Source organism: Comamonas sediminis (genome assembly GCF_041107495.1).
Lineage (GTDB): Bacteria > Pseudomonadota > Gammaproteobacteria > Burkholderiales > Burkholderiaceae_C > Comamonas > Comamonas sediminis.
In genome coordinates this window covers 298625-321363 of the sequence record NZ_JBGBDC010000007.1, presented here as the reverse complement: position 1 = coordinate 321363, position 22739 = coordinate 298625, and the positions used below count along the sequence as shown (strand labels likewise).

The 22739-nt window shown below is 65.8% G+C and carries 24 protein-coding genes; 12 read left to right on the top strand and 12 right to left on the bottom strand.

Annotation, left to right across the window (positions count from 1 at the left end; translation table 11 throughout):
• Nucleotides 1–29: 29 nt before the first annotated feature.
• The 4 genes from AB7A72_RS17490 to AB7A72_RS17475 all read right to left on the bottom strand — a co-directional run bounded on the left by AB7A72_RS17490 (nucleotide 30) and on the right by AB7A72_RS17475 (nucleotide 3637).
• A complete protein-coding gene (locus AB7A72_RS17490) occupies nucleotides 30–1814 on the bottom strand; it encodes a hypothetical protein (protein WP_369460699.1) in 1785 nt (594 codons plus the stop codon).
• Nucleotides 1811–2158: a hypothetical protein gene (locus tag AB7A72_RS17485; RefSeq protein WP_239810260.1), complete on the bottom strand. Its 348-nt coding sequence runs from the start codon at nucleotides 2156–2158 to the stop codon at nucleotides 1811–1813. The genes AB7A72_RS17490 and AB7A72_RS17485 overlap by 4 nt, the downstream gene beginning before the upstream one ends.
• A 136-nt stretch (nucleotides 2159–2294) precedes the next feature.
• Nucleotides 2295–2720 (bottom strand): cupin domain-containing protein, encoded by a 426-nt coding sequence (locus AB7A72_RS17480; protein ID WP_369460698.1) that lies wholly within the window; start codon nucleotides 2718–2720, stop codon nucleotides 2295–2297.
• Nucleotides 2721–2800: 80 nt separating this feature from the next.
• The gene (locus tag AB7A72_RS17475; RefSeq protein ID WP_313336453.1) at nucleotides 2801–3637 is read right to left on the bottom strand and encodes an AraC family transcriptional regulator; all 837 of its coding nucleotides are present in this window, start codon (nucleotides 3635–3637) and stop codon (nucleotides 2801–2803) included.
• A 188-nt stretch (nucleotides 3638–3825) separates the two neighbouring features.
• Here AB7A72_RS17475 and AB7A72_RS17470 point away from each other — a divergent pair, with 188 nt between their 5' ends.
• Nucleotides 3826–4464 (top strand): MBL fold metallo-hydrolase, encoded by a 639-nt coding sequence (locus tag AB7A72_RS17470; protein WP_239810257.1) that lies wholly within the window; start codon nucleotides 3826–3828, stop codon nucleotides 4462–4464.
• 67 nt (nucleotides 4465–4531) lie between these two features.
• Here AB7A72_RS17470 and AB7A72_RS17465 read toward each other — a convergent pair whose 3' ends face one another.
• A complete protein-coding gene (locus AB7A72_RS17465) occupies nucleotides 4532–6841 on the bottom strand; it encodes a TonB-dependent siderophore receptor (RefSeq protein WP_369460697.1) in 2310 nt (769 codons plus the stop codon).
• Nucleotides 6842–7003: 162 nt separating this feature from the next.
• Nucleotides 7004–7936, bottom strand: a complete 933-nt coding sequence (locus tag AB7A72_RS17460; protein ID WP_369460696.1) for a helix-turn-helix transcriptional regulator — start codon at nucleotides 7934–7936, stop codon at nucleotides 7004–7006.
• Nucleotides 7937–8098: 162 nt separating this feature from the next.
• On the opposite strand from AB7A72_RS17460, the gene AB7A72_RS17455 reads away from it, so the two are divergent.
• Together AB7A72_RS17455 and AB7A72_RS17450 are read left to right on the top strand one after the other, a co-directional pair.
• Nucleotides 8099–9115, top strand: a complete 1017-nt coding sequence (locus tag AB7A72_RS17455) for an alpha/beta hydrolase (protein ID WP_369460695.1) — start codon at nucleotides 8099–8101, stop codon at nucleotides 9113–9115.
• A 12-nt stretch (nucleotides 9116–9127) separates the two neighbouring features.
• On the top strand, nucleotides 9128–9412 hold the full coding sequence (locus AB7A72_RS17450) for a DUF2218 domain-containing protein (protein WP_369460694.1): 285 nt from the start codon (nucleotides 9128–9130) through the stop codon (nucleotides 9410–9412).
• A 19-nt stretch (nucleotides 9413–9431) separates the two neighbouring features.
• Here the strand turns inward: AB7A72_RS17450 and AB7A72_RS17445 are convergent, their stop codons facing one another.
• Nucleotides 9432–10280: a M48 family metallopeptidase gene (locus AB7A72_RS17445; protein WP_239810252.1), complete on the bottom strand. Its 849-nt coding sequence runs from the start codon at nucleotides 10278–10280 to the stop codon at nucleotides 9432–9434.
• 169 nt (nucleotides 10281–10449) lie between these two features.
• On the opposite strand from AB7A72_RS17445, the gene AB7A72_RS17440 reads away from it, so the two are divergent.
• Genes AB7A72_RS17440 through AB7A72_RS17415 form a run of 6 tightly spaced genes read left to right on the top strand, consistent with a single transcriptional unit; the run spans nucleotide 10450 to nucleotide 15718 of the window.
• Nucleotides 10450–11157, top strand: a complete 708-nt coding sequence (locus AB7A72_RS17440) for a hypothetical protein (RefSeq protein WP_312413890.1) — start codon at nucleotides 10450–10452, stop codon at nucleotides 11155–11157.
• On the top strand, nucleotides 11154–12119 hold the full coding sequence (locus tag AB7A72_RS17435) for a collagen-like domain-containing protein (protein ID WP_312462551.1): 966 nt from the start codon (nucleotides 11154–11156) through the stop codon (nucleotides 12117–12119). The genes AB7A72_RS17440 and AB7A72_RS17435 overlap by 4 nt, the downstream gene beginning before the upstream one ends.
• Nucleotides 12116–12970, top strand: coding sequence for an aspartyl/asparaginyl beta-hydroxylase domain-containing protein (locus AB7A72_RS17430; RefSeq protein WP_369460693.1), 855 nt, complete (start codon nucleotides 12116–12118; stop codon nucleotides 12968–12970). Before AB7A72_RS17435 ends, AB7A72_RS17430 begins: the two co-directional genes overlap by 4 nt.
• Nucleotides 12958–13983 carry a sulfotransferase family protein gene (locus tag AB7A72_RS17425; RefSeq protein ID WP_239810249.1) on the top strand — a complete coding sequence of 342 codons (1026 nt, stop codon included), beginning with the start codon at nucleotides 12958–12960 and terminating at the stop codon, nucleotides 13981–13983. Before AB7A72_RS17430 ends, AB7A72_RS17425 begins: the two co-directional genes overlap by 13 nt.
• A complete protein-coding gene (locus AB7A72_RS17420) occupies nucleotides 13980–15125 on the top strand; it encodes a type 1 periplasmic-binding domain-containing protein (RefSeq protein WP_369460692.1) in 1146 nt (381 codons plus the stop codon). Before AB7A72_RS17425 ends, AB7A72_RS17420 begins: the two co-directional genes overlap by 4 nt.
• A 20-nt stretch (nucleotides 15126–15145) precedes the next feature.
• Complete coding sequence (locus AB7A72_RS17415; protein ID WP_239810247.1) at nucleotides 15146–15718, top strand: phage tail protein; 573 nt, start codon at nucleotides 15146–15148, stop codon at nucleotides 15716–15718.
• A gap of 27 nt (nucleotides 15719–15745) precedes the next feature.
• Here the strand turns inward: AB7A72_RS17415 and cysC are convergent, their stop codons facing one another.
• The 5 genes from cysC to AB7A72_RS17390 form a co-directional block, all read right to left on the bottom strand.
• Entirely contained in the window at nucleotides 15746–16372 is a 627-nt protein-coding gene (gene cysC, locus AB7A72_RS17410) for an adenylyl-sulfate kinase (RefSeq protein ID WP_342395171.1), read from the bottom strand.
• Nucleotides 16369–16887 carry a GNAT family N-acetyltransferase gene (locus tag AB7A72_RS17405; protein WP_369460691.1) on the bottom strand — a complete coding sequence of 173 codons (519 nt, stop codon included), beginning with the start codon at nucleotides 16885–16887 and terminating at the stop codon, nucleotides 16369–16371. Before AB7A72_RS17405 ends, cysC begins: the two co-directional genes overlap by 4 nt.
• Entirely contained in the window at nucleotides 16877–17230 is a 354-nt protein-coding gene (locus AB7A72_RS17400) for a DUF6916 family protein (RefSeq protein WP_239810245.1), read from the bottom strand. The genes AB7A72_RS17405 and AB7A72_RS17400 overlap by 11 nt, the downstream gene beginning before the upstream one ends.
• 89 nt (nucleotides 17231–17319) lie before the next feature.
• Nucleotides 17320–18264, bottom strand: coding sequence for a DMT family transporter (locus AB7A72_RS17395; protein WP_239810244.1), 945 nt, complete (start codon nucleotides 18262–18264; stop codon nucleotides 17320–17322).
• 78 nt (nucleotides 18265–18342) lie between these two features.
• Nucleotides 18343–19044, bottom strand: a complete 702-nt coding sequence (locus AB7A72_RS17390) for a helix-turn-helix domain-containing protein (protein WP_239810243.1) — start codon at nucleotides 19042–19044, stop codon at nucleotides 18343–18345.
• Between the two features lie 160 nt (nucleotides 19045–19204).
• On the opposite strand from AB7A72_RS17390, the gene AB7A72_RS17385 reads away from it, so the two are divergent.
• From AB7A72_RS17385 to AB7A72_RS17375, 3 genes are all read left to right on the top strand, one after another.
• On the top strand, nucleotides 19205–20560 hold the full coding sequence (locus AB7A72_RS17385) for an AmpG family muropeptide MFS transporter (RefSeq protein WP_239810242.1): 1356 nt from the start codon (nucleotides 19205–19207) through the stop codon (nucleotides 20558–20560).
• Between the two features lie 128 nt (nucleotides 20561–20688).
• On the top strand, nucleotides 20689–21417 hold the full coding sequence (locus tag AB7A72_RS17380) for a response regulator transcription factor (RefSeq protein WP_239810241.1): 729 nt from the start codon (nucleotides 20689–20691) through the stop codon (nucleotides 21415–21417).
• A gap of 28 nt (nucleotides 21418–21445) precedes the next feature.
• Nucleotides 21446–22717: a sensor histidine kinase gene (locus AB7A72_RS17375; RefSeq protein WP_239810240.1), complete on the top strand. Its 1272-nt coding sequence runs from the start codon at nucleotides 21446–21448 to the stop codon at nucleotides 22715–22717.
• Nucleotides 22718–22739: the final 22 nt, after the last annotated feature.

Below are 22739 nucleotides of genomic sequence, written 5' to 3'. Positions count from 1 at the left end.
CTAGGGCCGCCCATCGCGCATCGCGCCCTTCAGTCCAATACACCCAGCCCCATCGCATTGCCGTGGCGGTCGCGCAAACGGGTCATCGTGCCACCACGGTTCATGATCGGCATTTGCAAGAACTGGTGCCATGCCCAACCCACCTCGGGGGCAAGTTGCCCACAGCTGACGTCCGCATCGTATCGATCGCTCACCAAAGAACAAAACACCGAGCCATCGGCGGTGGTCACCACGTCCCCGACCACCTGGGTCAGCTCCAAGGTCTTCTGAGCACCGTGAAGAAACCACTTGCCCAGCATCGCTTCGGGAAAATTGGTCGGCTTCTCCAACTGCAAACGGCGGATACGAACCGGGCTTTCTCCCGGCAATTGCAATTGGCCCACCGTCCACCACAACGACGCTTCGTTGGGCGGGGTATCAGAGCGGTCATTGGCGATGTCGTAGGCAAACTCCAGCTGCGCATGGCCTGCCTGGCTGCGCCATTGCGCTGACTGCTTGGCGCCGCCCACACTGCGGCCGCCTGCATACTCGTCCATTGGAATGGCCGCCACCGAAGCCATGGATTTCACCCCTTTGCTCAGATAGGGCGCACTGCCCATATGAAAGCTCGGCTGCAGATTGTCGCGGTAATGGTAGACCTGCAAGATGGCCGTATTGCCCTGGATGTCCAGCGCCAGCCCTCTGCCCGGCTTGCCGGTCAGCTCATCCTCCACGACCCAGGTGCCATTGATCGGCATCAAGGTCGAGACGTTTTCCGTGGAAAAGCAGCTGACCTGGCAGACTCCACCTCGCATAAAAAGCCCGCGCTGGTAGTTCTGCTCGATGGAGGTGGTCCATGTTGTGTTGCCCTCTTGGCGGCGGCCTCCTACTTCGTAGGCTCCCAGGTTATGGCCGGTAATGGTTTGCGCCTTTCCCGCCGGTGCACCTTGCCATTGCACGCTGCCCACCAGGTCATAGCCCACCAGCTCAAAAGTCAATGCCGCCACGCGATAGCTCGCCGCATCATTGGCCGGTGTGGCTGTGTTGGGGTGCGAGCAATGCCAACGCGCGCGCTGACCCTGCAGTTCGCAGTTCAGCTCTTCAAAAACAGTAAAGACAGGTCTGTAGGACCCTGCCTGGGCCTCCATCAAAGTGAGTCGGAAGCGGCCATCCGACATCGGCGTCAGTTCGCTCTTCCATTGGTTGCTCACATCACCCTGGGCATCCTGCACCAGCATCCTCAGAACGCGAATCCCCGTCTGTGCACGGGGGTTCGTGACGTTGGCGTCATCGCTGCGCACCACAAAGCGTTCGATAGCCGACTCCGGCTCGCCGGGGAACTGCACCGTGCCCGCGACGCCATTGCGAAAACTCACACGCACATTCCCAATGGATTGGTCTTCAACGGCATCGCGCGCCTCACTGCCAAAGCTGCGGCCGCCCTTGTAGCGCATCAGTGGCGCAGTGACGCTGTTTCCGTCCATCTGGCCGGTGGCTGTGTAGAACGTGGCATCCCCATTCTTCTCATAGCCAAACACCTGCATGAAGAAGGTGTTGCCCTGCACATCAATCGCCAGGCCTCGGCCGGGCTTGCCGTCGAGCTCATCGCTCACCACCCAGGTGCCCGCCTGAGGCGTGAAGTCGCGCGCCGCCCAACCAGGGCTGCTTAACAGCGCGGCGCCCGCCAGAACGACGGATTGTAAAAATGGAATACCCAGCGCTTTTTTCACCTTCTGCCTCCTTTGATTATTGAGGCAGTATATACAGCAATTCAGCAATATTGCATTTGCCAATACATACCATGCAGTTGTGCAAATGCATGGCGTACTACTCAAGGCGCGTGCACCGGGTATAAAGAAATTTCCAGCCCGATTCCCAAGGCTCCGGCAAGCTGTACGAGCACAGCAGGAAAGGCCAGATATTGAAACCCTTCCTCTCTGGCCTCTCGCGCAAAGTCTAGCGTCGCGGCCGACTCCGGCGTCTGCATCATCCATCGGATATCGGCGGCATGGCCACTTAGAAATGCCAACGCATCCTGCAGCTGGCCGGGAACATCATCGAAGTCGCAGTCGCTCACCAGGAAATGGGCGGTGCCGCTTTCCAGCCGATAGGGTTGGATCGTGGTATTCACCAAACAAGCTTCCACATTCAAAGCTGAAACCCGCAATACTGCGCTCATCGCCAATATCTCCCTCGCTGTTTTTGGTGCTTTATTGCGCTAGAGAATGGCCGATTATTCAGGCGACTCTCCAAGCAAAAATTCTAGCGAAGATGCCGCGAGGCCCGGCATCTTCTGTCTTTGCATGGGTGGGGTTCTACACCCAAAGGTCATTCGCCACCGTACGCGCCCCCGCCTCCCCATCGCCCGTATTGGCCACCCCGCGCGGCTCGATCAGCAGCAGCTTGACCTCGGCCTGCGCAAAGGGCTTGTGCTCGAGGCCCTGGGGGATGACGGCCATCTGGCCGGCCTGCAGGTGGAGGGCGCGGATGCTGCCGCTGGCATCGCGCAGGTCGATGCGCAGCTGGCCGCCCAGGACGATGAAGGTTTCGTCGGTGTCGCTGTGCTGGTGCCACAGAAATTCGCCGGCGATCTTGACGACCTTGAACTGGTAGTCGTTCATCTCTGCAACCACGCGCGGCTGCCAATGGCCCTGCAGCTGGGCGATCTTGCCCAGCAGATCGATGGACTGGCCTTGGCCTCGGTGGTGGGGTGCGGGAGATGTTTCGGCAGGTGCTGACATGGTGGTGCTGTAGGTGTTGAAAACAGCAGCCAGCTTAAGCATGCGCAGCCCGGACGTATTGAACGTTTGTGGTGCCGGGTTCAGCGAGGTCGTGCATGGCGCATCACCTGCAGCCAGCGCCCTGGCGTGATGCCAAAGGTCTTCAGAAAATGCCGCGTCATATGGCTTTGGTCGGCAAAGCCGGCATCCTGGGCGGCGTCGGCCAGTGACAGGCCCGCCAGCAGCAGGCGCCGCACGGCATCGAGCCGGCGCATCGTCAGGTAGCGGTAGGGGCTGGTGCCGTAGAACATGCGGAAATCATGCGACAGGCTCCAGCGGTCGCGGCCGGTGGCCGCTTCCAGCTCGTCCAGTGCCACGACCCGGGTGGCATGGGCCTGCAGGTAGTCACGCGCGCGGCGGGCGGCCTGGTAGTCACCCTTGGCCTTGGCGCGCCGCGTGCCGGGCCCGCCGGTGGCAGCGGCCAGCGCATGGGCCAGCTGTGCCAGCGCATCGCTTTGCTCCAAGGGCTCGACAACATCATCCACACCTTGCAGCAAGGCCTGGGCAGCGGCCGATATCGCCGGGTCGTGGGTGATGCCGCCTTCCAGAAAAGGCAGCGCGCTGCCGCCCAGAATGTCCTGGATCAGCGCGGGCTCCACATAGACCATGCGGTAGCGAAAGCCCTCGTCCGTGCCGGCCTGCCCGTCATGCGCCTCGTCGGGATGCAGCACCAGGGTGCTGCCGGCCAGGCTGTCGCGCCGGCCGCGCCGGTAGTGAAAGCTCTGCACGCCCGCCAAGGTGCGCCCGATCGCATAGGTGTCGTGGCGGTGCATCGCGTAGGCAGGGCCCTGGAACCAGGCCTCGATGCGCTCCATCGCGCCGGAGGCCGGGCTGCGCAGCACCCAATCCGAACGGGGCAAGGCAGGAGGGCGGGGCATCAAACCTCCAGAAAAGACGTAGAACCGATGGGCGAAGCACTGATTTTACGGGGCATCCCCCAAGCGGCACCCGCCACTGGCGGCTCTGAACCCCAGCCAGCCCCAAGCCCACCGCAGCTTGCCGCACAATAGCCGGATTGCGCCCCGCATCCGCGGCCTGCGCGCTGCCGCCAGCCTCCCAACAAACCATGCTCCACTACCACACGATTCCCGTCACCGCGTTTCAGCAAAACTGCTCCCTGGTCTGGTGCGACCAGCAGATGGAGGCCGCCGTCATTGATCCCGGCGGCGATCTGGACCGCATCGAGGCGGAGATTGCACGCCTCGGTCTGCAGCTCAAGGCCATCTGGCTGACCCATGCGCATATCGACCATGCCGGTGGCGCCGGTGAGCTGGCCGAGCAGCGCGGGCTGCCCATCATTGGCCCGCACCCGGGCGACCAGTTCTGGATTGATGGCCTGCCCCAGCAAAGCCAGATGTTTGGCTTTCCGCCCGCGCAAAGCTTTGTGCCCACGCGCTGGCTGCAGGATGGCGATACGGTCAGCATCGGGCAGGAGACCTTGCAGGTGCGCCACTGCCCCGGCCACACCCCTGGCCATGTGGTTTTCCATGCGCCGCAAATCGCGCGCTGCTTTGTCGGCGATGTGCTGTTTGCCGGCAGCATCGGCCGCACCGATTTTCCCCAGGGCAACCACCAGCAGCTGATCGACTCCATCACCCAGCGGCTGTGGCCCATGGGCGATGCGACGGTGTTCATCCCCGGTCATGGTCCCGAGAGCAGCTTTGGCCGCGAACGCCAGAGCAACCCCTATGTGGGTGGGACCTGATCTCCAGCGAAGGGTCTAACGCCCAAGGCCAGCGGCATGCCGCTGGCCTTTTTTGCGTAGACGCCGATCAGAACCTGGCGGTCAGCGAGGCATAGAACGAGCGGCCCGGCTCGTTGTAGGTCGCGGCACCGGCGCCGTAGATGGTGCGCGGGTTGTTCACGCCCACGGCATTGCCCATGCGGTAGAGGCGCTTGTCAAACAGGTTCTTGATGCCGGCGGTCAGGGTGACATCCTTGCTGAAGCTGTAGCGCGCGCCCACGCCGACCAGCGCATAGGGGGCCAGGCGGCGGGTTTCCTCGCCGGTCAGCGGCAGGCCCTGGTAGTCGAGCTTGTTGGGCTTTTGGCCGCCATACCAGGTCACCGAGCCAAGCAGTTGCAAGGCGTTGGTGGTCTGCCATTCCACCCGCGAGTTGAGCGTGTACTTGGGGATGATGGACAGCTGCTCGCCGGTGGTCTTGTTCTTGCTCTGCACCATGTAGGTGAGGTTGTTGCTCAGGCGCACTGCAGGGCCCAGCTTGATGTTGAACGTGCCCTCCACGCCAGACACCACCGCCTTGGGGATGTTGGTCCAGGTGAACACATCGGCATTGGCATAGGCGCCGGTGCCGCCAGTAGCGCTGCCCACCGGGGTCATGCCCGCATCGATCTTGTTGCGGTAGTCGTTGTGGAACAGGGTCACACCGGCCAGCAGGCCCTCGTCGGCGTACTCGATGCCCAGCTCCTTGTTGATGCTGGTCTCGGGCTTGAGGTCGGCATTGCCCATCAAATAGCAGGCACCGCCCGCGCCCCAGCAGCCAATGCCGCGGCTGTAGAGCAGGTAGTTGGGGTTCATCTGGTAGAGGTTGGGCGCCTTGTAGGCCCGTGCCACGCCAGCCTTCAACGTGACCTTGTCGGTCAGGTAGTGCGACAGGTTCAGCGACGGGCTCCAGTTGGTGCCCACCTCGCTGTGCTGGTCCAGGCGCAGGCCGGGGGTCAGCAAGGTGCGGGCGTTGAGCTCGATGTTGTCTTCGACAAAGACCGAGGCAATGCGCGAGGAGATCTTGCCGCTGCGGCCGGTGTTGTCCACCCCCGGCACGCTGCCGGCCTCGGTCGTGGTCTGCGATACCGAGTTGCTGTCTTCCAACTTTTGCTCCACCCACTCGGCGCCCACGGTCATCACATGGGGCAGGCTGCCCCATGTGCCCCGGGCGCTGACCTCGCCATGGGCGGTCAGGATGTCGAGCTTGGAGGTGCCATAGGCATCGCTGGAGAACAGGCCTTCGGTGCCGCCGGCCAGGCCCTCGTTCAGGCGGGTGTTGCGCGTGGTTTCGTACTGCAGGTAGGCGGTGGAGCTGCCAAAGTCGTACTCGCCCTTGTGCGTGACAGCATAGGTGGAGCGGTACATGCGGTTGGTCTCGGTGCCCAGCGCATCGAGCACGCGCTGCGAGGTGGCGACCAGGTTGCCATTCGCGTCGACCGTGTAGTTGTTGGTGTTTTGCGTATCGCCCGCATAGATATTGCCCTGGCGCGCAAAGCTGGCATCGAAGTCGATGCGGTGCCCCGCTGCGGGCTTGAGGCTCAGCCGCCCCGACAGATTACGGTCGCGCACGCCTTCGCGGCCCGCAGGGAAGGTGCCGGCATAGATGCCGGTGCGGGTCGAGGCATGGCCTTGGTTGATGTCCCAGGCGTCTGCATCGGTCTTGTCGATATTGCCGCTCAGGCGAAAGCCCAGTTGCTCCGAGATGGGCCCGGCCAGCGAGAAGCTGGTGCGGCTGCTGCTGCCGTCGCGCGAATCTTCGGGCTGGTTGTAGTAGACCGTCGCGCTGCCGCTCAGCTTGTCGGGGATGCCCTTGGTGATGATGTTGACCACGCCGCCAGCGGCGCCATTGCCATAGCGGGCCGCGGCGGGGCCGCGCAGCACCTCGATCTGCTCGACGGCCTCTTGCGGCACCCAGTTCATGTCACCCCGGGTGTCGCGTTCGCCGCGCCAGCCGTAGCGCACCGATCCCCGGCTGTTGACGGGTTTGCCGTCGACGAGGATCAAGGTGTTTTCCGGGCCCATGCCGCGCAGGTCGATCTGGCGGTTGTTGCCGCGCTGGCCGCTGCTGGAGTTGCTGGTGAGGTTCACACCGGGCTGCTGGCGCAGCACATCGGCCAGGTCATTGCTCGGCTGGCTGTCCAGGTCTTCGCGCGTGACGGTCGATACGCCCGGTGCCTGCTTCCAGGCGCTTTCTGCCGTGCCCAGCACCTGCACGGTCTCCAAGGTCGGATCCTGCTCCGGCGGTGTGGTTGCCGCTGCCTGGGTCTGTGCCTGCGCTGCCGCCTGCACACCCACTACCAGCACCGCTGCTGCCACGGCGCGCAAGCGCCACCCCTGTTCCCCTGCCTGGATCGACATACCGCCCCTTTTTGAAAGACAAATGATTTTCATTACCAAGTACTGAATTCTTCCATCTGGGGGACGCGCCGTGGTTTGCGCGGGCAACAAAGATGTTTGCGCCAGCGGCAGTGCCGTCCGGCGGAGACCAGGCCATGGATGCGGACGGAAGAGCGCGCGCTTTTAGACCCGTGCCCGCGCCAGCTTGGGCGCCAGGCCAAAGCGCCTGCGGTAGGCGGTGGCAAAGTTGGCGGCGCTGGTGTAGCCGGCCAGCAGCGCCGCCTGGCCCACGGTGATGCCGTCGCGCTCCAGCGCCTGGCGGGCGCGCTGCAGCCGGCATTCGCGCAAGAACTCGAATACGGTGGTGCCGTAGACGCTGCGGAACTGGCGCTGCAAGGTGCTGGCATTGACACCGGCCTGGCGCGCAATCGCATCCATCGACAGCGCATCGGCCTGGCCCGAGGCCAGAAACGCCTGCAGCTCGCGCAGCCGCTGGTGTTCACGCGGCAGCAGGCCTGCCGCGCTGGCGCCTGGGGCGGCGGCCTCGCCATCGCCCACGGTGGCCAGTGCCTCGCCCAGCAGCTCCAGCGCATGGCTTTCCAGGTACATGTGCTGCAGCAGCGGCGCCAAGCCTGGCGGATGCACGATCTGCTCGGCAATCACGGCGGCGCGGGGCGACAGCTGCCAGCGGCGCGTGGCCAGGTGCTCATGCATGAAGCGCTGCAGACCGGGCCAGCCGGCCCCGTCGCCACCACCGGCCTGGGCCAGCCAGGCGGGGGTGAGCCCCAGGCTGACCCGGCGGGAATACACGCCCGAGCGCGCGCGCCGCTCAAAGCGTTCGCGCTCGGCCACCGACACCAGCGCCGCGCTGGCGCCCGCGCCTGCATGGCTCAGCGCCACCCGGGTCAAACCGTAGGAGACATCAATGCGCCCTTCCAGCAGCACCACCAGGCGCAGCCCGGCACCGATCTCGGCCTGCGCAGTCTGGTCGCGCAGGTCGCAACCGTCCTCGCTGTGCAGGTGCAGGCCCGGGCGCAGTTCGCGCAGCCGCGAGACATGCGCGCGCAGGTCCGCCTGATCCGCCTCTGGGCTGGATGCAGGATCAGCGCTGTGCATGGGCCAGGCCGGTAGCGGGTGGAAGGGGTGCCCGGCATGCGCAAACATTTTTCTTGCTGCAGCAAACATGGGCCAAGCGGGTTTGTGCCATGCTTGCCATGATAATTTCTTAATGCAAATCATTCTCAAGCTCATGGTTGATTTGCCGCAAGCCCCGCCCCTATGCACATTGCCCTGTCCCCCTTCCCCACCCTGCCCTTGGCCCAATTGGCCGATGGGACCCGGCGCCGCTTGCTGGGCCTGGGCGCCGCGCTTGCGCTGCCCGGCTGCGCCTGGCAAAGCAGCCTGCAGGACGCCCCGCCCGTGACCCTGCCCGGCACGCGGCAGCTGGACCTGCGCGCGCCCGGCATGCCGGGCCCGGGCGCACCGGAGCGCGTGCACCGCATCATGGTGGCCGTGCCGCCCGCCCCGCCGCCGCCCCAAGGCTACCCGGTGCTCTATCTGCTGGACGGCAACCTGCTGTTCACACCCACCGCGCAGCTGATGCGCAACCGCTTTGCGCGCGGCCCCTCGGTGCCCACGCAAGGCGCGGTGGTCGTCGGCCTGGGCTATGCCGACAGCGCGGTGCTGGACCTGAGCGCCCGCAGCTATGACTACACGCCGCCTGCGCCCGGGCCGGCCACCGATGCGCGCGGGCGTGCCGAAGGCGGCGCCGACCATTTTCTGGATTTCATCGACCAGCAGGTACGCCCGCTGGTGGAGGCGAGCTGGCCGATCGACCGGGCGCGCCAGACCTTTTTTGGCCACTCGTATGGCGGCCTCTGCGTGCTGCATGCGCTGCTGACCCGGCCGGGCAGTTTTCAGCGCTATGTCGCCGCCAGCCCCTCGATCTGGTGGCGCGATGGCTTGGTGCTGCAGGCCTTGCCCGGCTTTTTGGCACAGGCCGCGAACCGGCCTGCCGATGCAGCGGCGCTGCAGCTGTTGCTGACGCAGGGTGAGCGGGAAGCCCGGCCTGCCGCGCCATCGACGCAGTCTTCGCCGCCGGCATCCGCCAGCGACCCGGCCCGTGATGCGATACGGCGCCAGCGCCAGAACGCGCCCGGCATTCCGGCCTTGATGGAAGGTCTGCGCGGCGCGCCCGGCTTGGCGCTGCGCTATGCCAGCTTTCCCGGAGCCGACCACGGCGGCGCGATGCTGCCAGCGGCGCAGCAGGCGTTGGCAATGGCTCTGCAGGACTGATCGCCCGACGCCATGACTTCATCGACCGACACCCCATTCAGCACCCAAGGCCAGGTAGCGACGCCAGAGGCCAGCCGCTACCTGCAGCGGCTGTGCTACCACTTCAGCCGCAAGATCAAGGTGCAGTACGACAGCCTGCAGGGCGAAGCGCAGTTCCCCTGGGGCCACTGCAGTTTGCGGGCCGACGAATGCACGCTCGCAGACGATGCCCTGGCGCTGGCACGGGTGCGCCATGCCATCGATGCGCATGTGGCGCTGTTCTCGCGCAAGAACCCGATGCAGGTGGAATGGGTGTGAGCGCGTTCAGGCCGGGGCTCTAGCGCTTGGCGCGCTCGTAAAGACCTTGCACCTTGGGCACATTCGCCTCCAGGTTGGCGATGCGGTCCGGCCCGGTCGGGTGGGTAGACAGAAAGCCGATGCCGCCCTTGCCGGTGGCAGCACCCATCTTTTCCCACAGCGTCACGGCGGCCTGCGGCGCATAGCCGGCACGTGCAGCGATCTCCAGCCCGACCAGATCGGCATCGGACTCGTCGGAGCGGCTGAACTTGAGCGTCAGCAGCTGGCCGCCCAGGTTGGCGGCGGCCGTGCCCATATCGCCCAGCCCAAAAATGGCCGCGCCCAGGCGGATGCCCAGCCCGGTGGCCTGGGTCTTGGCCAGTTGCTCGCGGGAGTGCTCGCGCAGCGCATGCGCCATCTCGTGGCCCATGACCATCGCAATCTCATCATCGCTGAGTTGGAGCTGGTCGATCAGCCCGGTGTAGAACACGATCTTGCCGCCGGGCATGCAAAACGCGTTGATCTGCTTGCTGCCGATCAGGTTCACCTGCCACTGCCAGTCCTTGGCGCGCGGGTTCCAGGGCAGGGCCTGCGCAATCAGGCGCTGGGCAATCGTCTGCAGCCGCTGCAGCTGCGCATTGCCCGGCCCCGCCAACGCACCCTGCTCTTTGGCCTGCGCCAGCAGCTCGGCGTACTGCTGCTGCGCCGCCTGCTCCAGCGTCTCGGCCGGCACCAGATTGCGCAGCGCGGACGACTTGCCCACATCGACCTGCGCCCAGGCGCTGCCCGCCCCCACCACGGCGGCACCCGCCACCAGCGTTTGCAACCAGGCGCGGCGCCCGTGGCAGGCACAGCTGAACAACGGTGTCGGGTGAGGCAGGTCAGGCATTCCAGTTCCAATCATGAAAACGCGATGATTGCACAGCGGTTGTATCCCCAAATACGATTTCGCTTAGCACATTAATAAATATATTTAATAAATAAATTGCAAACTATGTTTCGCTCTGGTACAAATCTACACCCAATTACATTTGCTCCAAAGCAAAACAGGCCCGCCCATGCCTCATCTGCGTTTTCTGGCCGCCGCGAGCATCGCGCTTGGCCTTGCCTCTGCTGCGCATGCGCAGATGGAGATCCCTGCTGGCTCTGAAGGGAGCCTAGGCGGTGGCAGCCAGGACCTGGGCTGTGAGGCCGTCACCATTGCGGGCAGCTATGCACTGGACGGTGGCACGCTGCAAAACGCTGGGGCCTTTTTGATCGAAACGGGTGGCGTGCTCGATGCCCAGGGCAGCATCCAACTGGGCTCCGATTTTCGCAACCAGGGCAGCTTGAACGCAGCGGCCAGCACCATGGTTTTCGACGGCTCCTGCGCCGCGCCGGGCGCCAGCCTCACCGTCTCCGGCGTCACCACGGTGGCCAATCTCACCTTCAGCTCCAGCAGCGGTCAAAGCTTTGTGCTGCCCAACGGCGCCAATATCGTCGTTACGGGCAACCTGGTGCTGCAAGGCCAGCCGGGCCAGCCGCTGCAGATCACCACCGCATCCGGCCAGCCAGCGACCTTCACCTTGGGCCCGGGCGCACAAGTCACGCAGCAGAACGTCAACCTGGTCAATGTCTACATCGGCCCACCGCCTAGCGCGGCGCCGGTTGCGGTGCCGGTTTCCGGCCTGGGCTGGACGGCCAGCCTCGCACTGCTGCTTTCGCTTTTGTCCTGGGGCGCGTTGCGCTCTGCCCGCATCCGCTCTTTTCTGAGAACCCAGCCATGAACCTCGTCACCTCCTTCTTCCACAGCCGTTGGCTGGCCGGCGGCATCATGGCCCTGGCTGCGAGCGCCGCATGGTCTGCCGATACCAGCTTCAAGCCGGCGGCAGGCTCCGGCTTTGTCATCAAGGACCAGGCCAACCAGGATCTGTTCCGGGTGCAGGGCACCGGCGAAACCTATGTGCCGCCAGTCCGCACCGCGCCCGAGACCGGCACCGAGCAGCTGTGCATGGACCCTGCCACCGGCCGCCTGCTGCGCTGTGCCGATGGCATTGGCACGGGCGCTACAGGCCCGGCCGGTCCCACCGGTCCGCAAGGCCCGGTTGGCCCCGCAGGCGCCATTGGCCCGGTTGGGCCGGCAGGCCCCACGGGTGAAACCGGCCCAAGCGGCGCTGTGGGTACAACGGGCCCAGCAGGTCCTGCAGGCCCTGCGGGCCCCACCGGCGCTGCCGGCCCTGCGGGCCAGACAGGCCCCATAGGTCCAACAGGTGCTACCGGTGCGACCGGGCCTGCCGGTCCCATCGGTGCTACCGGCGCCCAAGGTGCCACAGGCGCTCAAGGCCCTGCTGGTCCCGCAGGCGCCACTGGCGCGACCGGGCTGACGGGCGCGACCGGTTTGCAAGGACCTCAGGGCGAGCCAGGCCCGCCTGGTGCCCAAGGTATTCAAGGACCCGCCGGCTCGATTGCCGCTGTACGCACTGTCGAAGGCGATGGCACGGGTGAACTCTGCCAAGCAGTCGCCTGCTGCAATGTTGGCGAGCAAGTGATCGGTGGCGGCCATTCGGCTTTTAGCGGGACCGTACAAAACCCTGTCTTCGATGTGCGTGTTTCGGTCAGTGCACCCGGCTCGCCGACCAACTGCAGCGGTACCCGTGGTTGGTCGGTACAGATCCTGAACTCGTTCAAAGGCGACAATTCTTTGACCTGCAAGGCCTACGCGCTTTGCGCCCCTGTCACCACGCCATGACCCACACGGCCGCTCCGGACCTGCAAGCCCAGCCCCGCCAGGGTCTGCGCCTGCAGGGCATCACCACCATGCGCCTGCCATGGCGCCTGGAGGTAGCGGCTGCCTTGCAAGAAGCCCAGCAACTGCCCGAATCCCTGTGGCGCATGCATTTCAACCAGGGCCGGCACGATGGTGGCTGGCAGGCGCTGGCCTTGCGGGCATCGGCCCAGGCGCCGTCGGACATCATGCCGATGGATGCCAGTTTGGACGCGTATGCCGACTGCGAGACGCTGCAGGCCTGCCCCGCCATTGCCGCCCTGCTGCACAGCCTGGACCTGCAGTGGAAATCGGTGCGCCTGATGCGCCTGCAGCCTGACAGCGAAATCATGGAGCACACCGATGCAGGCCTGTGCGCCGCCGAGGGCGATGCCCGGCTGCACATTCCCTTGCAGACCGAAGAGCGGGTTTTTTTCCATTCAGGTGGCCAGCGGGTGCCGATGCGCGTGGGTGAATGCTGGTACACCGATGTGTCCCTGCCCCACCGCGTGCGCAACCGCAGCGGCAAGGCACGCATCCACCTGGTGGCAGATGCGCTGGTGGACGAGCGCCTGGCACAGGCGTTTGCCGCCGGTGACCAGGGCGAGCCAGCGCCTGATGACGGAGATCCCTGGTTGGCATTTGAACAGTTTCGCGAGCGCGTGTTTGCGCAAGAAGCACTGGCCGATGCGCTGGCCGGCTGCGCCGACCTGGCCAGCCTGAGCGCCCGCAGCATTGCGCTGGGCCAGGCCCAGGGCCTGGTGTTTGATGCCTCCGATGTCGAATCGGCGATGAAGGCCGGGCGCCGCGCCTGGAATGCCCAATGGATGCTCTGACACTCCAGGGCTGGCGGCCCGTTCGGCTGTACCACGATGGCAACCAGACCATGGTGGACTGGGCGCGCCTGGGCGATGCACCGCTGCGCGCCCCCTTCTACCAGGAGAGCCTCAAGCCGCTGCTCAACCTGCCGTTCAACCAGGCCTTCCGCCGGCAGACCCCGCTGCAAGTGCTGCTGGACTGGCAGGCGCAGTCGCCGGGTATCACTCCTTGCCTGCTGGTGTTCCATGTCTCGCGCTGCGGCTCCACCTTGTTCCCCCAGGCACTGGCGCAAAGCGCCCACCACCTGGCGATGTCCGAGCCGCCACCGGTCGATTTCCTGCTGCGCGAGGCACGGGTCAATGGCTGGCTCAGCCCCGCGCAATCCATTGCCGCGCTGCGTGCCTGGATGAGCGCCTGGGCCCAGCGCAGCGATGCGGCCAGCCCGGCGCTGCAATCGGCCAGCCTCAAGATCGACGCCTGGAACACCGACCAGGCACCGCTGTTGATGCAGGCCTGGCCTGAGGCCTTGCCGGTCTTTTTGACCCGCGAGCCGCTGGCGGTGCTGGTGTCGCAGATGCAGGAGCGCGCTTTCTACCTCGTTCCCGGCGCCTTTGGCCCCACGTTCGGCCTGCCGGGCCTGAGCCTGCTGGAGCAGGCCACGATGCCGCCCGCACAGTACTGCGCACGCATGCTGGGCCACATTTATGCGGACATGGCCCGGGTGGCCGATCCGGCGCAAGCGCTGGTGCTGGACCATGCCCAGCTGCCCGAGGCCATCGAGCAGTGGGTGCTGCCACGCATGTCCTGGCAACCCGATGCAAAAGCCATGCAGGCGCTGCGCGAGCGCCTGTCGCGCCACGGCAAGCGGCCGCATGAACCCTTTGCCCAGGACACCAACGACAAACATGCCAAGGCCGACGCCGCACTGCGCGCGCTGGCCGCGCAATGGATGGCCCCCCATTACCAGCAATTGCGGGCCCGGTGCGACGCCCATGACCGCGCAGAGACTCTCACCGAGGCCGCTCTATGACCATGATTCCAAGACGCCATTTTCTCGCCTCCACCAGCGTGGCCGTCAGCACGACCGGCGGCTGGAGTGCTGCGCAGGCGCTGGTCCACAGCGCCCCGGCCCCGCAAACGGCCAAGGCCTGGCAGCTGCTGGCCGTGGCGCCGCAGTCGCACAAGGTGGCCACTCTGGGCTCGGACTACCGCCGAGGCCTGGAGCTGGGCCTGGCCCAGCGGCCGGAGATCGCTCTACAGCTGCACTGGGTGGAAGCCCCACCCACCCCCAGCCGTGCCGCCCGCAGCATCACGGCGGCAATGGATCAGCTGCCCCAACTGCATGGCGTTGTCGGCTGGATGCCGCCCGCCGTCGAAGCCAGGGTGGCCGCCCATGCGCAACCCAGGGGGCTGCCTCTGTGGGCCAGCGATACCGGTGCCGATCTGCCTGCCGATGCCAAGCCGGGCCAGCCCCAGGCCGTCGTGCGCCACAGCCTGGATCTGTGCGGCAGCGCCGCGCAGCTGGCGCAGGCCGTCTACCAACAACTAGGCCCACGGGCCGTGCTGGCGGTGGGCCATATGGAAGGTGGCTACGACTTTGTTTATACCTTTGAACATAGTTACCGTGCGCTGGGTGGACGGGTGCTTGCCCGCCATGTGGGTCAGTTTGGGCCGCAGAGCGAGGAATTTGACGGCCTGCGTACTGCCGTTTTCAGCCACCGGCCTGATGCCGTTGTCGCTTTCTACTCAGGTCCGCAGTTGGCCCGCTTTGCTCACTGGTGGCAGGCGCATGCGCAGTCGCAGGGTGATTGGGGGCTGGCTGGTTTTCCGTGGTTGGGGGATGTACATACCGGGGCCAATGCCGTCACCGCCGGTGCATGGCCCGGCGCTGCTCAAGCCGAACCGCTTTGGAAGCATCGTTTTGAGCTGGCAGCAGTGCCTTGGACTGCTGCCGCGCTGATGGGTGCCGAGGCAGGTTACAGCATTGCGGCCGCGATCGAGAATGTTACTCAGCAACCATCGACTTCTGCATTGCACCAAGCTTGGCAAAAGTCAGTGTTGCGGGGACCGCTCGCTATCCGGCCACACACAGCGATCTCAAGCCGCCGCGTAAACAACCGCCCGAACACCCCACTTATCAGCGGATGGCTTAATGGCTATCTGCAAACCTAACTACCTTAAAGGAATCGACCATGGACCCGTTTATTGGCCAAATCGTCATGTTTGCTGGCAATTTCGCCCCACGAGGCTGGGCATTCTGTCAGGGGCAGATTTTGGCTATCCAACAAAATGTGGCGCTGTTCTCCATTCTAGGGACCACCTATGGTGGCAACGGACAGAGCACTTTTCAACTTCCAAATTTGAGTAGTCGCGTGCCCGTGGGTACCGGTCAGGGTCCAGGGCTCGAGCCTTTTGTCCTGGGACAAGTGGGAGGCACGCACAACACCACGTTGACCAGTTCGAATATGCCCATCCATACCCACCCCGCCACCGTTACCCCCAACGGTAGCATCATGGCCAGCACGTCTGCAGGCACATTGCAGGCACCAATTACGGGCTCTTTACTGGCGCAATCCAACCAGCGGGATTCACAGTACATTGATTCGGCAAGCGCCGGCACAACGGTCCCCTTGGGAGGTAATGCACCTGCTCCAACTGTCACCATAGGGCAGGCAGGCGGATCCATTCCGTTCTCCATCATGCAACCTTATCTAGCCGTGAATTTCATCATTGCGCTGGAAGGCGTCTTCCCATCGCGCAACTGAGCATTGGGCATTTCAGAAGCGGCCCGCTCAGCCGGGCCGCTTCTGTTCCAAGCCCAGCGCATCCAGATACGCCAGTACAGCTCTCAGCGCAGCTTCAGGCGCCAGGTCTTTGCCTTGCAAATGCAGCTCCGGCTGCAGCGGCCGCTCATACGGGCTGTCGATACCGGTAAAGTCGCGCAGCTCGCCGCGCCGGGCGCGCGCATACAAGCCCTTGGGATCGCGCGCCTCGCACACAGCCAGCGGCGTATCGACAAACACCTCGACAAAGGCGTCCGGCGCAAACAAGGCCCGCGCCTGTGCCCGGTCTGCCGCAAACGGCGAGATGGCAGCCACAATCACCACCAGGCCGGCATCGGCCATCAGCCGCGCCACATGGGCCATGCGGCGGATATTCTCTGCCCGCGCCTCGGCGCTGAAACCCAGATCGGCATTGAGCCCCTGGCGCAGGTTGTCGCCATCGAGCGCATAAGTATGGCAGCCGCGCTGGTGCAAGGCCCGCTCCAGCGCATGGGCCAGGCTGGTCTTGCCCGAGGCAGATAACCCGGTGAGCCAGATGCAGCAGGGCGCATGGCCCATCAGCGCGGCGCGCTGGGCCGGCAGCACCGCCTGGCCAGGCGGAAAGATGGCGGCGGCGGGTTCTGGATGGTCTTTCATTCGGCAGGCTCCGTCTTGGTGGGCGCGCGGCGCATGGTCACGTACAGCCCATCGCCTGGCAGTTGCACAAAGCCCAGCCGCAGGTATAAATGGCGCGCGCGGTTATGCGGCTCCACACTCAGCGCCAGCGGCTGCCGCTGGGCATCAGCGCAGTCGCACAGCCACCGCAGCAGCACGCTGCCCAGGCCTTGGCCACGCTGTGCAGCCAGCAGCGAGATATCGACGACCCGTAACTCATCGGGCCCGTCCTCCACAATCAAACGCCCGATCGGCTGGCCATCCTGTTCGACCAGGTAATGCAGCGCATCGGGGTAGTAGCTGCCATAGTGCTGACGCTGAAAATCAAACTGCGACTGGCAGAAGGCATCGATGGCTTCAGGCGGCCAGCCGGTGGCCGCCAGCTCATCCTTGCGCACATCGCGGTAAAGAGCACGCAAAAAATCCGCATCCGACGCCAAAGACTGGCGCAGTTGCAAGCGGCCCAGCTGCAGCGCCGCAGGCAGCTCAGAGGGCATGGCTGAAGTGGGCCTCGTAGTACACGCCTTGCGCATCGGCCCCGGTTGCGGACACCATGATCGCAAAGTCGCCCCAGTCCGCATGGCGTGCGCGGTAGGTCTGGCTGGGCAGCACCGGGGCGGCCGGGCCCTGAAAATTAAGCCGGAATGCGGCCATGCCTGGGGCCGTTCGGCCTTGCGTTTCAAAGGCCGTCACCAGCAGCGGAATCTGGTGCGTATGCCCCGCCGTATCCCCAGCCAGGAACACCAGCGACTGGCCCTGGAGCTGGCTGGCCATCTCCTGCGTCAGCACCCGCGACCATACGGCATCATCCAGTTGGTAAGTGGCTTCGGGCAAGGTCATACAGGGGCAGCAAACGCAGTCCATGGTGGCAAGAGCGCCATTCTATCGCTGGGCCTGCGGGCGGCACCAGCGAATGCGTGACCTGGATTTCAGCCCCGCATCTCCGCCTTCACCACCACCCACAGCCCCAGCAGCACCGCCGCCAAGCCCACCCAGGCCACCCAGGGCTGGTGCTCGCCGACAATCCACACCGCCAGCACAAAGGCCGCCACTGGCTCGATCAGGCTCAGCGCCACACCGGTGGGCCCGGAGATATGGCGCAGGCCCATCGAGAACAGCAAGTGCGCAATGCCCGAGACGACAGCGCCCAGGTAGACGACGACCAGCACGGCAGACAGGCTCCACTGCGGCGCACCCGCATACAGCGCGGCAACAGGCAGCGCCAGCAGCGCAGCACCGCTGAACACATAAAAGTTCACCACCTTGGGCGACATATGGCTGACCAGGCGCTTGTTGACCAGCGCATAGCCGGCATAGGACAGCCCCGCGAGCAGGCACAGCGCCAGCCCAGGCCAGGAGACCTGGCTGCTGCCGCCCTCGCCCATCACCATCGCCACGCCACCGGCCACGCTGACCAAGGTGCCCAGCCACCACAGCGGCGACAGCGGCGCGCGCAGCACCAGCGCCTGCAGCAGGCCCGCCCAGATGGGGCTGCTGCCAATGGCCACGGCCGTGCCCACGCCTACACCGGCCATCTGCAGGCCAGCATAAAAGAACACGCTGTAGCCGCCAATGCCCAGCGATGCCCAGAAGAACGACGACAGCCGCAGCCCCGCCTGGCGGGGCCGCAGCACCAGGCTGCCAGTGCTGCCGCGCCGCGCCCAGAGCAGGCTCAGGCCCAGGAAGGCCGCCGCCACCGCCAGTTGCGCCGCACCCACCCAGAACGGCGACAGCCCCGCCGCCCCTAAGTATTGGGCGGTGCCGCTGGTGCCCCAGAGCACACCGGCAATGGCGACCAGTGCAATGCCCTGGGCGGAGGCGCTGAAGAAAGAAGAAGGTGCAGGGGAAACCATGCCGCTGGATGTCTGTGTCATACCGCTATGGTGCTGCGGCGGGACCCGGGCAAATGTCGAGAAACGCTTGTGCCTGCGCTGCTCCACAGGCCCCATGCATCAGCGCGCCGCGCTCTTGCGCAGGCTGCGGCTGCCCACGCCACGGTCGCGCCGCAGTGCATAGGCCAGCGCGCTGGCGGTGCTGTAGCCGCAGCGCAGTGCCGTGGTCTCCAGCGGCTGGCCGGCGGCCAGCGCTTTGCTGGCCTCGGTCAGGCGCAGGTCGCGCAGCCACTGCTGGGGGGTGCTGCCGGTCAGCTCCAGCCAGCGCACATGGAAGCGCTGCGGGCTCAGGTGCGCGAGGGCCGCCAGTTGGGGGGTGCGCCAGTCGCCGGCCAGATCGGCCCGCACCGCAGCGGTGATGGCCTGCACATCCAGCGCACGGCGCAGCAGCAGCTGAGGCGATTGCTGCACCCAGGCCACATGGGCCTGGGCCACCGTCAAGGCCGAGGCATGGGTGGCCAGCCAGTCACGCGGTGGTGCGGCAAAGCGGCGCATCTGCGTCCAGTCTGCGCCATCGGGCACATCCACCACGGCCAGTGCACTGCCCTTCTGCGCGAGGTAGGCATGGGTGGAGCCGGCCGGTATCACCACGCCGCTGGCGGTATCGACATAGGCCGCCTTGCCATTGACCTCCAGCTCCATGCGGCCAGCCAGTGCGTACAGCAGCTGCACATGGTCATGGCTGTGCGCCTGCTGCTCGCCTTCGTAATGGCGAACAGAGTAGTCAGGAGCCAGCAAGCGGTGGTGAGAGTGGTCGGCCATGGCAGCGGTGCATCAGTGCATAGCGCACAGTGTAGCCAGGCGCCGGCGGTTGCTCCCTGTTGCGCCGCTTGCCCCGCCTGGCCGTGCGGATCAGCGTATATTGGCGCATGGTCCGGGACTGGCCCGGGCCGCCCCGCTTACTGCACAGCTTTCCGTCTGCATGGCCGACACCTCTTCGCCCCTCTCTTCTTCCGCTCCCGCGCCTGCCGCCCGCCGCTCCTGGGCGGACACGTTCCGCGTCTACACCGAGCCGGCCAGCCTGCGCATGCTGGCGCTGGGCTTTTCTGCCGGCCTGCCGCTGCTGCTGGTGCTGGGCACCTTGTCGTTCTGGCTGCGCAAGGCGGGGATTGACCGCAGCACCATCGGCTACCTCAGCTGGGTGGGCCTGGCCTATGCGTTCAAATGGGTCTGGTCGCCACTGGTCGACCGGCTGCCGCTGCCAGGCCTCACGCGCCTGCTGGGGCGCCGGCGCAGCTGGCTGCTGCTGGCCCAGGGCCTGGTGATCGCCGGCCTGCTGGGCATGGCCTGGGCCGATCCGCAACTGCACCTCAACCACGTGGTCTGGTGCGCGCTGGCCGTGGCCTTTGGCTCGGCCACGCAGGATATTGCGCTCGATGCCTACCGCATCGAATCGGCCGACGCCGAGCGCCAGGCGGCACTGGCCGCCACCTACCAGACGGGCTACCGCATCGCGATGATCTGGGCCGGCGCTGGCGTGCTGTGGCTGGTGGCGCTGGGGCTGCAAGAAGGCGCGGGCGACTACCAGCGCCAGGCCTGGAGCTTTGCCTACCTGGTGATGGCCGCGTCGATGCTGGTGGGCGTGGTCACCGTGCTGCTGTCGCCCGAGCCCGTGGCCAAGGCGCTGACCCCTGCCCGCAATGCCGCCCAGTGGCTGCGGGAGGCGCTGGTCGCCCCGTTTGCCGACTTTCTGGGCCGCTACGGTTGGCATGCGGCGCTGATCCTGGCCTTGATCGCGATCTACCGCATCTCCGATGTGGTGATGGGCATCATGGCCAACCCCTTTTATGTCGACATGGGCTACACCGAGGCCGAGGTCGCCTCGGTCAGCAAGATCTTCGGCGTCATCATGACACTGGTCGGCGCCTTCATTGGCGGGGTGATCTCGATGCGCATCGGCGTGATGCGGGTGCTGATGCTGGGCGCGGTGCTGTCGGCCGGCAGCAACCTGCTGTTTGCCTGGCTGGCCACCCGTGGCCATGACCTGGTGGGCCTGATTGCGGTGGTCTCCGCCGACAACCTGGCCGGCGGTATTGCGTCGGCGGCCTTCATCGCCTATCTGTCGAGTCTCACGAACGTCAACTACTCGGCCACCCAATATGCGCTGTTCAGTTCGATGATGATGCTGCTGCCCAAGTGGATTGCCGGCTTCTCGGGCGTCTATGTGGACCATTTCGGCTATGCGCAGTTCTTTGTGTCGACGGCGCTGCTGGGGTTGCCGGTGCTGGTGCTGGTCTGGCTGGCGTCGCGCATCAGGCCTGTGCCCGGCAGGCCCTGACCCGCTTGGCACGACCGATGCGCGGTTTACCAAACTTTACGGCAGGGACAATCCGGCGCGACCCCGGCGTGCCACGATCGCCCCTATAGCAAAATCTGCGGGTCCTCCCGCTCCTAACCATGACTGCCATGCATACCCACCAACTGTTGATGATCGAAGATGACGAGCGTCTGGCCAATATGGTGAGCGAGTATCTGGCCCAGTCGGGGCTGCAGGTCAGCCACATGGCCGATGGCGCCAGCGGCCTCGCAGCGCTGCAGGAGCCGGCCAGCGGCCAGTCGCCCGACCTGGTCATCCTCGATCTGATGCTGCCCGATCTCGACGGCCTGGAGGTCTGCCGCCGCATTCGCACCCTGAACGGCCCCGCCGCCCAGGTGCCCATCCTGATGCTGACCGCCAAGGGCGACCCGATGGACCGCGTCATCGGCCTGGAAGTGGGCGCCGACGACTACCTGCCCAAGCCGTTCGAGCCGCGCGAGCTGCTCGCCCGCATCCGCGCCATTCTGCGCCGCCGGGTCGATGGCGGCAGCGCGGCGGCCCCCGCCAGCCAGGTGCTGCGCTTTGGCAGCCTGGAGATCGACCGCGACGCCCGTTCCGTCACGATCAGCGGCAAGCCCGCCGACCTGACCAGCTACCAGTTTGACCTGCTGGTCACCCTGGCCGAACGCGCCGGCCGCGTGCTCAGCCGCGACCAGATCATGGAAGCCGTGCGGGGCCGCGAGCTCGAAGCCTTTGACCGTTCCATCGACGTGCACATGGGCCGCATCCGCGCCGCCATCGAGGCCGATGCCAAGAACCCGCGCCGCATTCTGACGGTGCGCGGCGTCGGCTACGTGTTCGCCAAACAGCAGGACTGAGGACTGGCTCCAGCGCCCCGCCGCCCGCATGCATCTGTACAAATACTTCGCCGAACGGCTTTATCTGCGTATCTGGCTCACCGTGGTGGGCGGCGTGGCCGTGCTGATCCTGGTGATTGGCTGGGCCTGGCAGGCAGCGGCGGAAAAGAACGCCACACCACTGCAGCCCCCGGCGCGCGAGCTGCTGATCCGCAGTGCCGATGGCTCGTTGCTGCTGCATGGCGAGGCGGTGCGCCAGCCCGGCGACCCCAGCGAACTGGTGCTGTACCTGATCGAGGACGACCAGGGCCGCACCTACGAGATGGAGCTGCAGCGCCGCTCCGGCCGGGGCGAAGGCCACCGCCCGCCGCCGCCCAATCTGGGGCCCTGGTGGTTCTGGGTCAAGCCGCCGTTTGGCTTTTTCTGGATGCTGGGCCTCATTGGGGTCGTCGTCGTCGTGGGCGTGTTCCCCATCATCCGGCGCCTGATGGGCCGGCTCGAGGCACTGCGCAAAGGCGTCAAGCAGTTTGGCGATGGCGACCTGTCGGTGCGCGTCGATGTGCGCGGCAATGACGAGGTCAGCGACCTGGCCGAGCAATTCAATGCCGCAGCCGCCCGCATTGAGGCGCTGGTGCAATCGCACAAATCGCTGCTGGCCAACTCCTCGCATGAGCTGCGCAGCCCGCTGACCCGCATCCGCATGGGCGTGGAGCTGATGGGCGAGAAGCCCTCGCCCACGTTCAAGCAGGAGATCCAGCGCAATATCGCCGAGCTGGACCAGCTGGTTGACGAAATTCTGCTGGCTAGCCGTCTCGGTGCGCGCGAGGCCGATGTGGGCACCGCCGAGATGATCGACATCATCGGTCTGTGCGCCGAAGAGTGCGCACGGGTGGAGGCCGACCTGGAAGTGGCCGACACGCATGGCGATGCGATCGAGGTGCGTGGCATTGCCAAGCTGCTGCGCCGCGCGGTGCGCAACCTGCTGGAAAACGCCCGCCGCTACTCCCAGGGCCCGATCACCTTGTTCCTGGACAAACAGGGCGCGTATGCGGAAATCCGCGTCGCCGACCGGGGGCCCGGCGTGCCGCCCGACCAGCGCGAGCGCATTTTTGAATCCTTCTACCGCATGCCCGGCGCCAGCGAGCGCCATGGCGGTGTGGGCCTGGGCCTGGCCCTCGTGCGCTCGATTGCCGAGCGCCATGAAGGCAGCGTGCATTGCGAAGGGCGTGAGGGCGGCGGCGCCGTCTTTGTGCTGCGCCTGCCGTTGGCACCGCTGGCACGCAGCACGCCTGCGCAAACCCTGCCGCCGGCCAGCGTCTAAGCCAGCTGTGAACGCATTGAAA

Bases quoted from the DNA above. Each gene is read 5' to 3' on its own strand.
- AB7A72_RS17405 (WP_369460691.1), bottom strand. From the start codon at position 16,887: ATGCCCTCTGAGCTGCCTGCGGCGCTGCAGCTGGGCCGCTTGCAACTG.
- AB7A72_RS17385 (WP_239810242.1), top strand. From the start codon at position 19,205: ATGGCCGACACCTCTTCGCCCCTCTCTTCTTCCGCTCCCGCGCCTGCC.
- AB7A72_RS17470 (WP_239810257.1), top strand. From the start codon at position 3,826: ATGCTCCACTACCACACGATTCCCGTCACCGCGTTTCAGCAAAACTGC.
- AB7A72_RS17430 (WP_369460693.1), top strand. From the start codon at position 12,116: ATGACCCACACGGCCGCTCCGGACCTGCAAGCCCAGCCCCGCCAGGGT.
- AB7A72_RS17460 (WP_369460696.1), bottom strand. From the start codon at position 7,936: ATGCACAGCGCTGATCCTGCATCCAGCCCAGAGGCGGATCAGGCGGAC.
- AB7A72_RS17485 (WP_239810260.1), bottom strand. From the start codon at position 2,158: ATGAGCGCAGTATTGCGGGTTTCAGCTTTGAATGTGGAAGCTTGTTTG.
- AB7A72_RS17475 (WP_313336453.1), bottom strand. From the start codon at position 3,637: ATGCCCCGCCCTCCTGCCTTGCCCCGTTCGGATTGGGTGCTGCGCAGC.
- AB7A72_RS17420 (WP_369460692.1), top strand. From the start codon at position 13,980: ATGACCATGATTCCAAGACGCCATTTTCTCGCCTCCACCAGCGTGGCC.
- AB7A72_RS17465 (WP_369460697.1), bottom strand. From the start codon at position 6,841: ATGTCGATCCAGGCAGGGGAACAGGGGTGGCGCTTGCGCGCCGTGGCA.
- AB7A72_RS17380 (WP_239810241.1), top strand. From the start codon at position 20,689: ATGCATACCCACCAACTGTTGATGATCGAAGATGACGAGCGTCTGGCC.
- AB7A72_RS17445 (WP_239810252.1), bottom strand. From the start codon at position 10,280: ATGCCTGACCTGCCTCACCCGACACCGTTGTTCAGCTGTGCCTGCCAC.
- AB7A72_RS17375 (WP_239810240.1), top strand. From the start codon at position 21,446: ATGCATCTGTACAAATACTTCGCCGAACGGCTTTATCTGCGTATCTGG.
- cysC (WP_342395171.1), bottom strand. From the start codon at position 16,372: ATGAAAGACCATCCAGAACCCGCCGCCGCCATCTTTCCGCCTGGCCAG.
- AB7A72_RS17400 (WP_239810245.1), bottom strand. From the start codon at position 17,230: ATGACCTTGCCCGAAGCCACTTACCAACTGGATGATGCCGTATGGTCG.
- AB7A72_RS17480 (WP_369460698.1), bottom strand. From the start codon at position 2,720: ATGTCAGCACCTGCCGAAACATCTCCCGCACCCCACCACCGAGGCCAA.
- AB7A72_RS17415 (WP_239810247.1), top strand. From the start codon at position 15,146: ATGGACCCGTTTATTGGCCAAATCGTCATGTTTGCTGGCAATTTCGCC.
- AB7A72_RS17390 (WP_239810243.1), bottom strand. From the start codon at position 19,044: ATGGCCGACCACTCTCACCACCGCTTGCTGGCTCCTGACTACTCTGTT.
- AB7A72_RS17455 (WP_369460695.1), top strand. From the start codon at position 8,099: ATGCACATTGCCCTGTCCCCCTTCCCCACCCTGCCCTTGGCCCAATTG.
- AB7A72_RS17450 (WP_369460694.1), top strand. From the start codon at position 9,128: ATGACTTCATCGACCGACACCCCATTCAGCACCCAAGGCCAGGTAGCG.
- AB7A72_RS17425 (WP_239810249.1), top strand. From the start codon at position 12,958: ATGGATGCTCTGACACTCCAGGGCTGGCGGCCCGTTCGGCTGTACCAC.
- AB7A72_RS17440 (WP_312413890.1), top strand. From the start codon at position 10,450: ATGCCTCATCTGCGTTTTCTGGCCGCCGCGAGCATCGCGCTTGGCCTT.
- AB7A72_RS17435 (WP_312462551.1), top strand. From the start codon at position 11,154: ATGAACCTCGTCACCTCCTTCTTCCACAGCCGTTGGCTGGCCGGCGGC.
- AB7A72_RS17395 (WP_239810244.1), bottom strand. From the start codon at position 18,264: ATGACACAGACATCCAGCGGCATGGTTTCCCCTGCACCTTCTTCTTTC.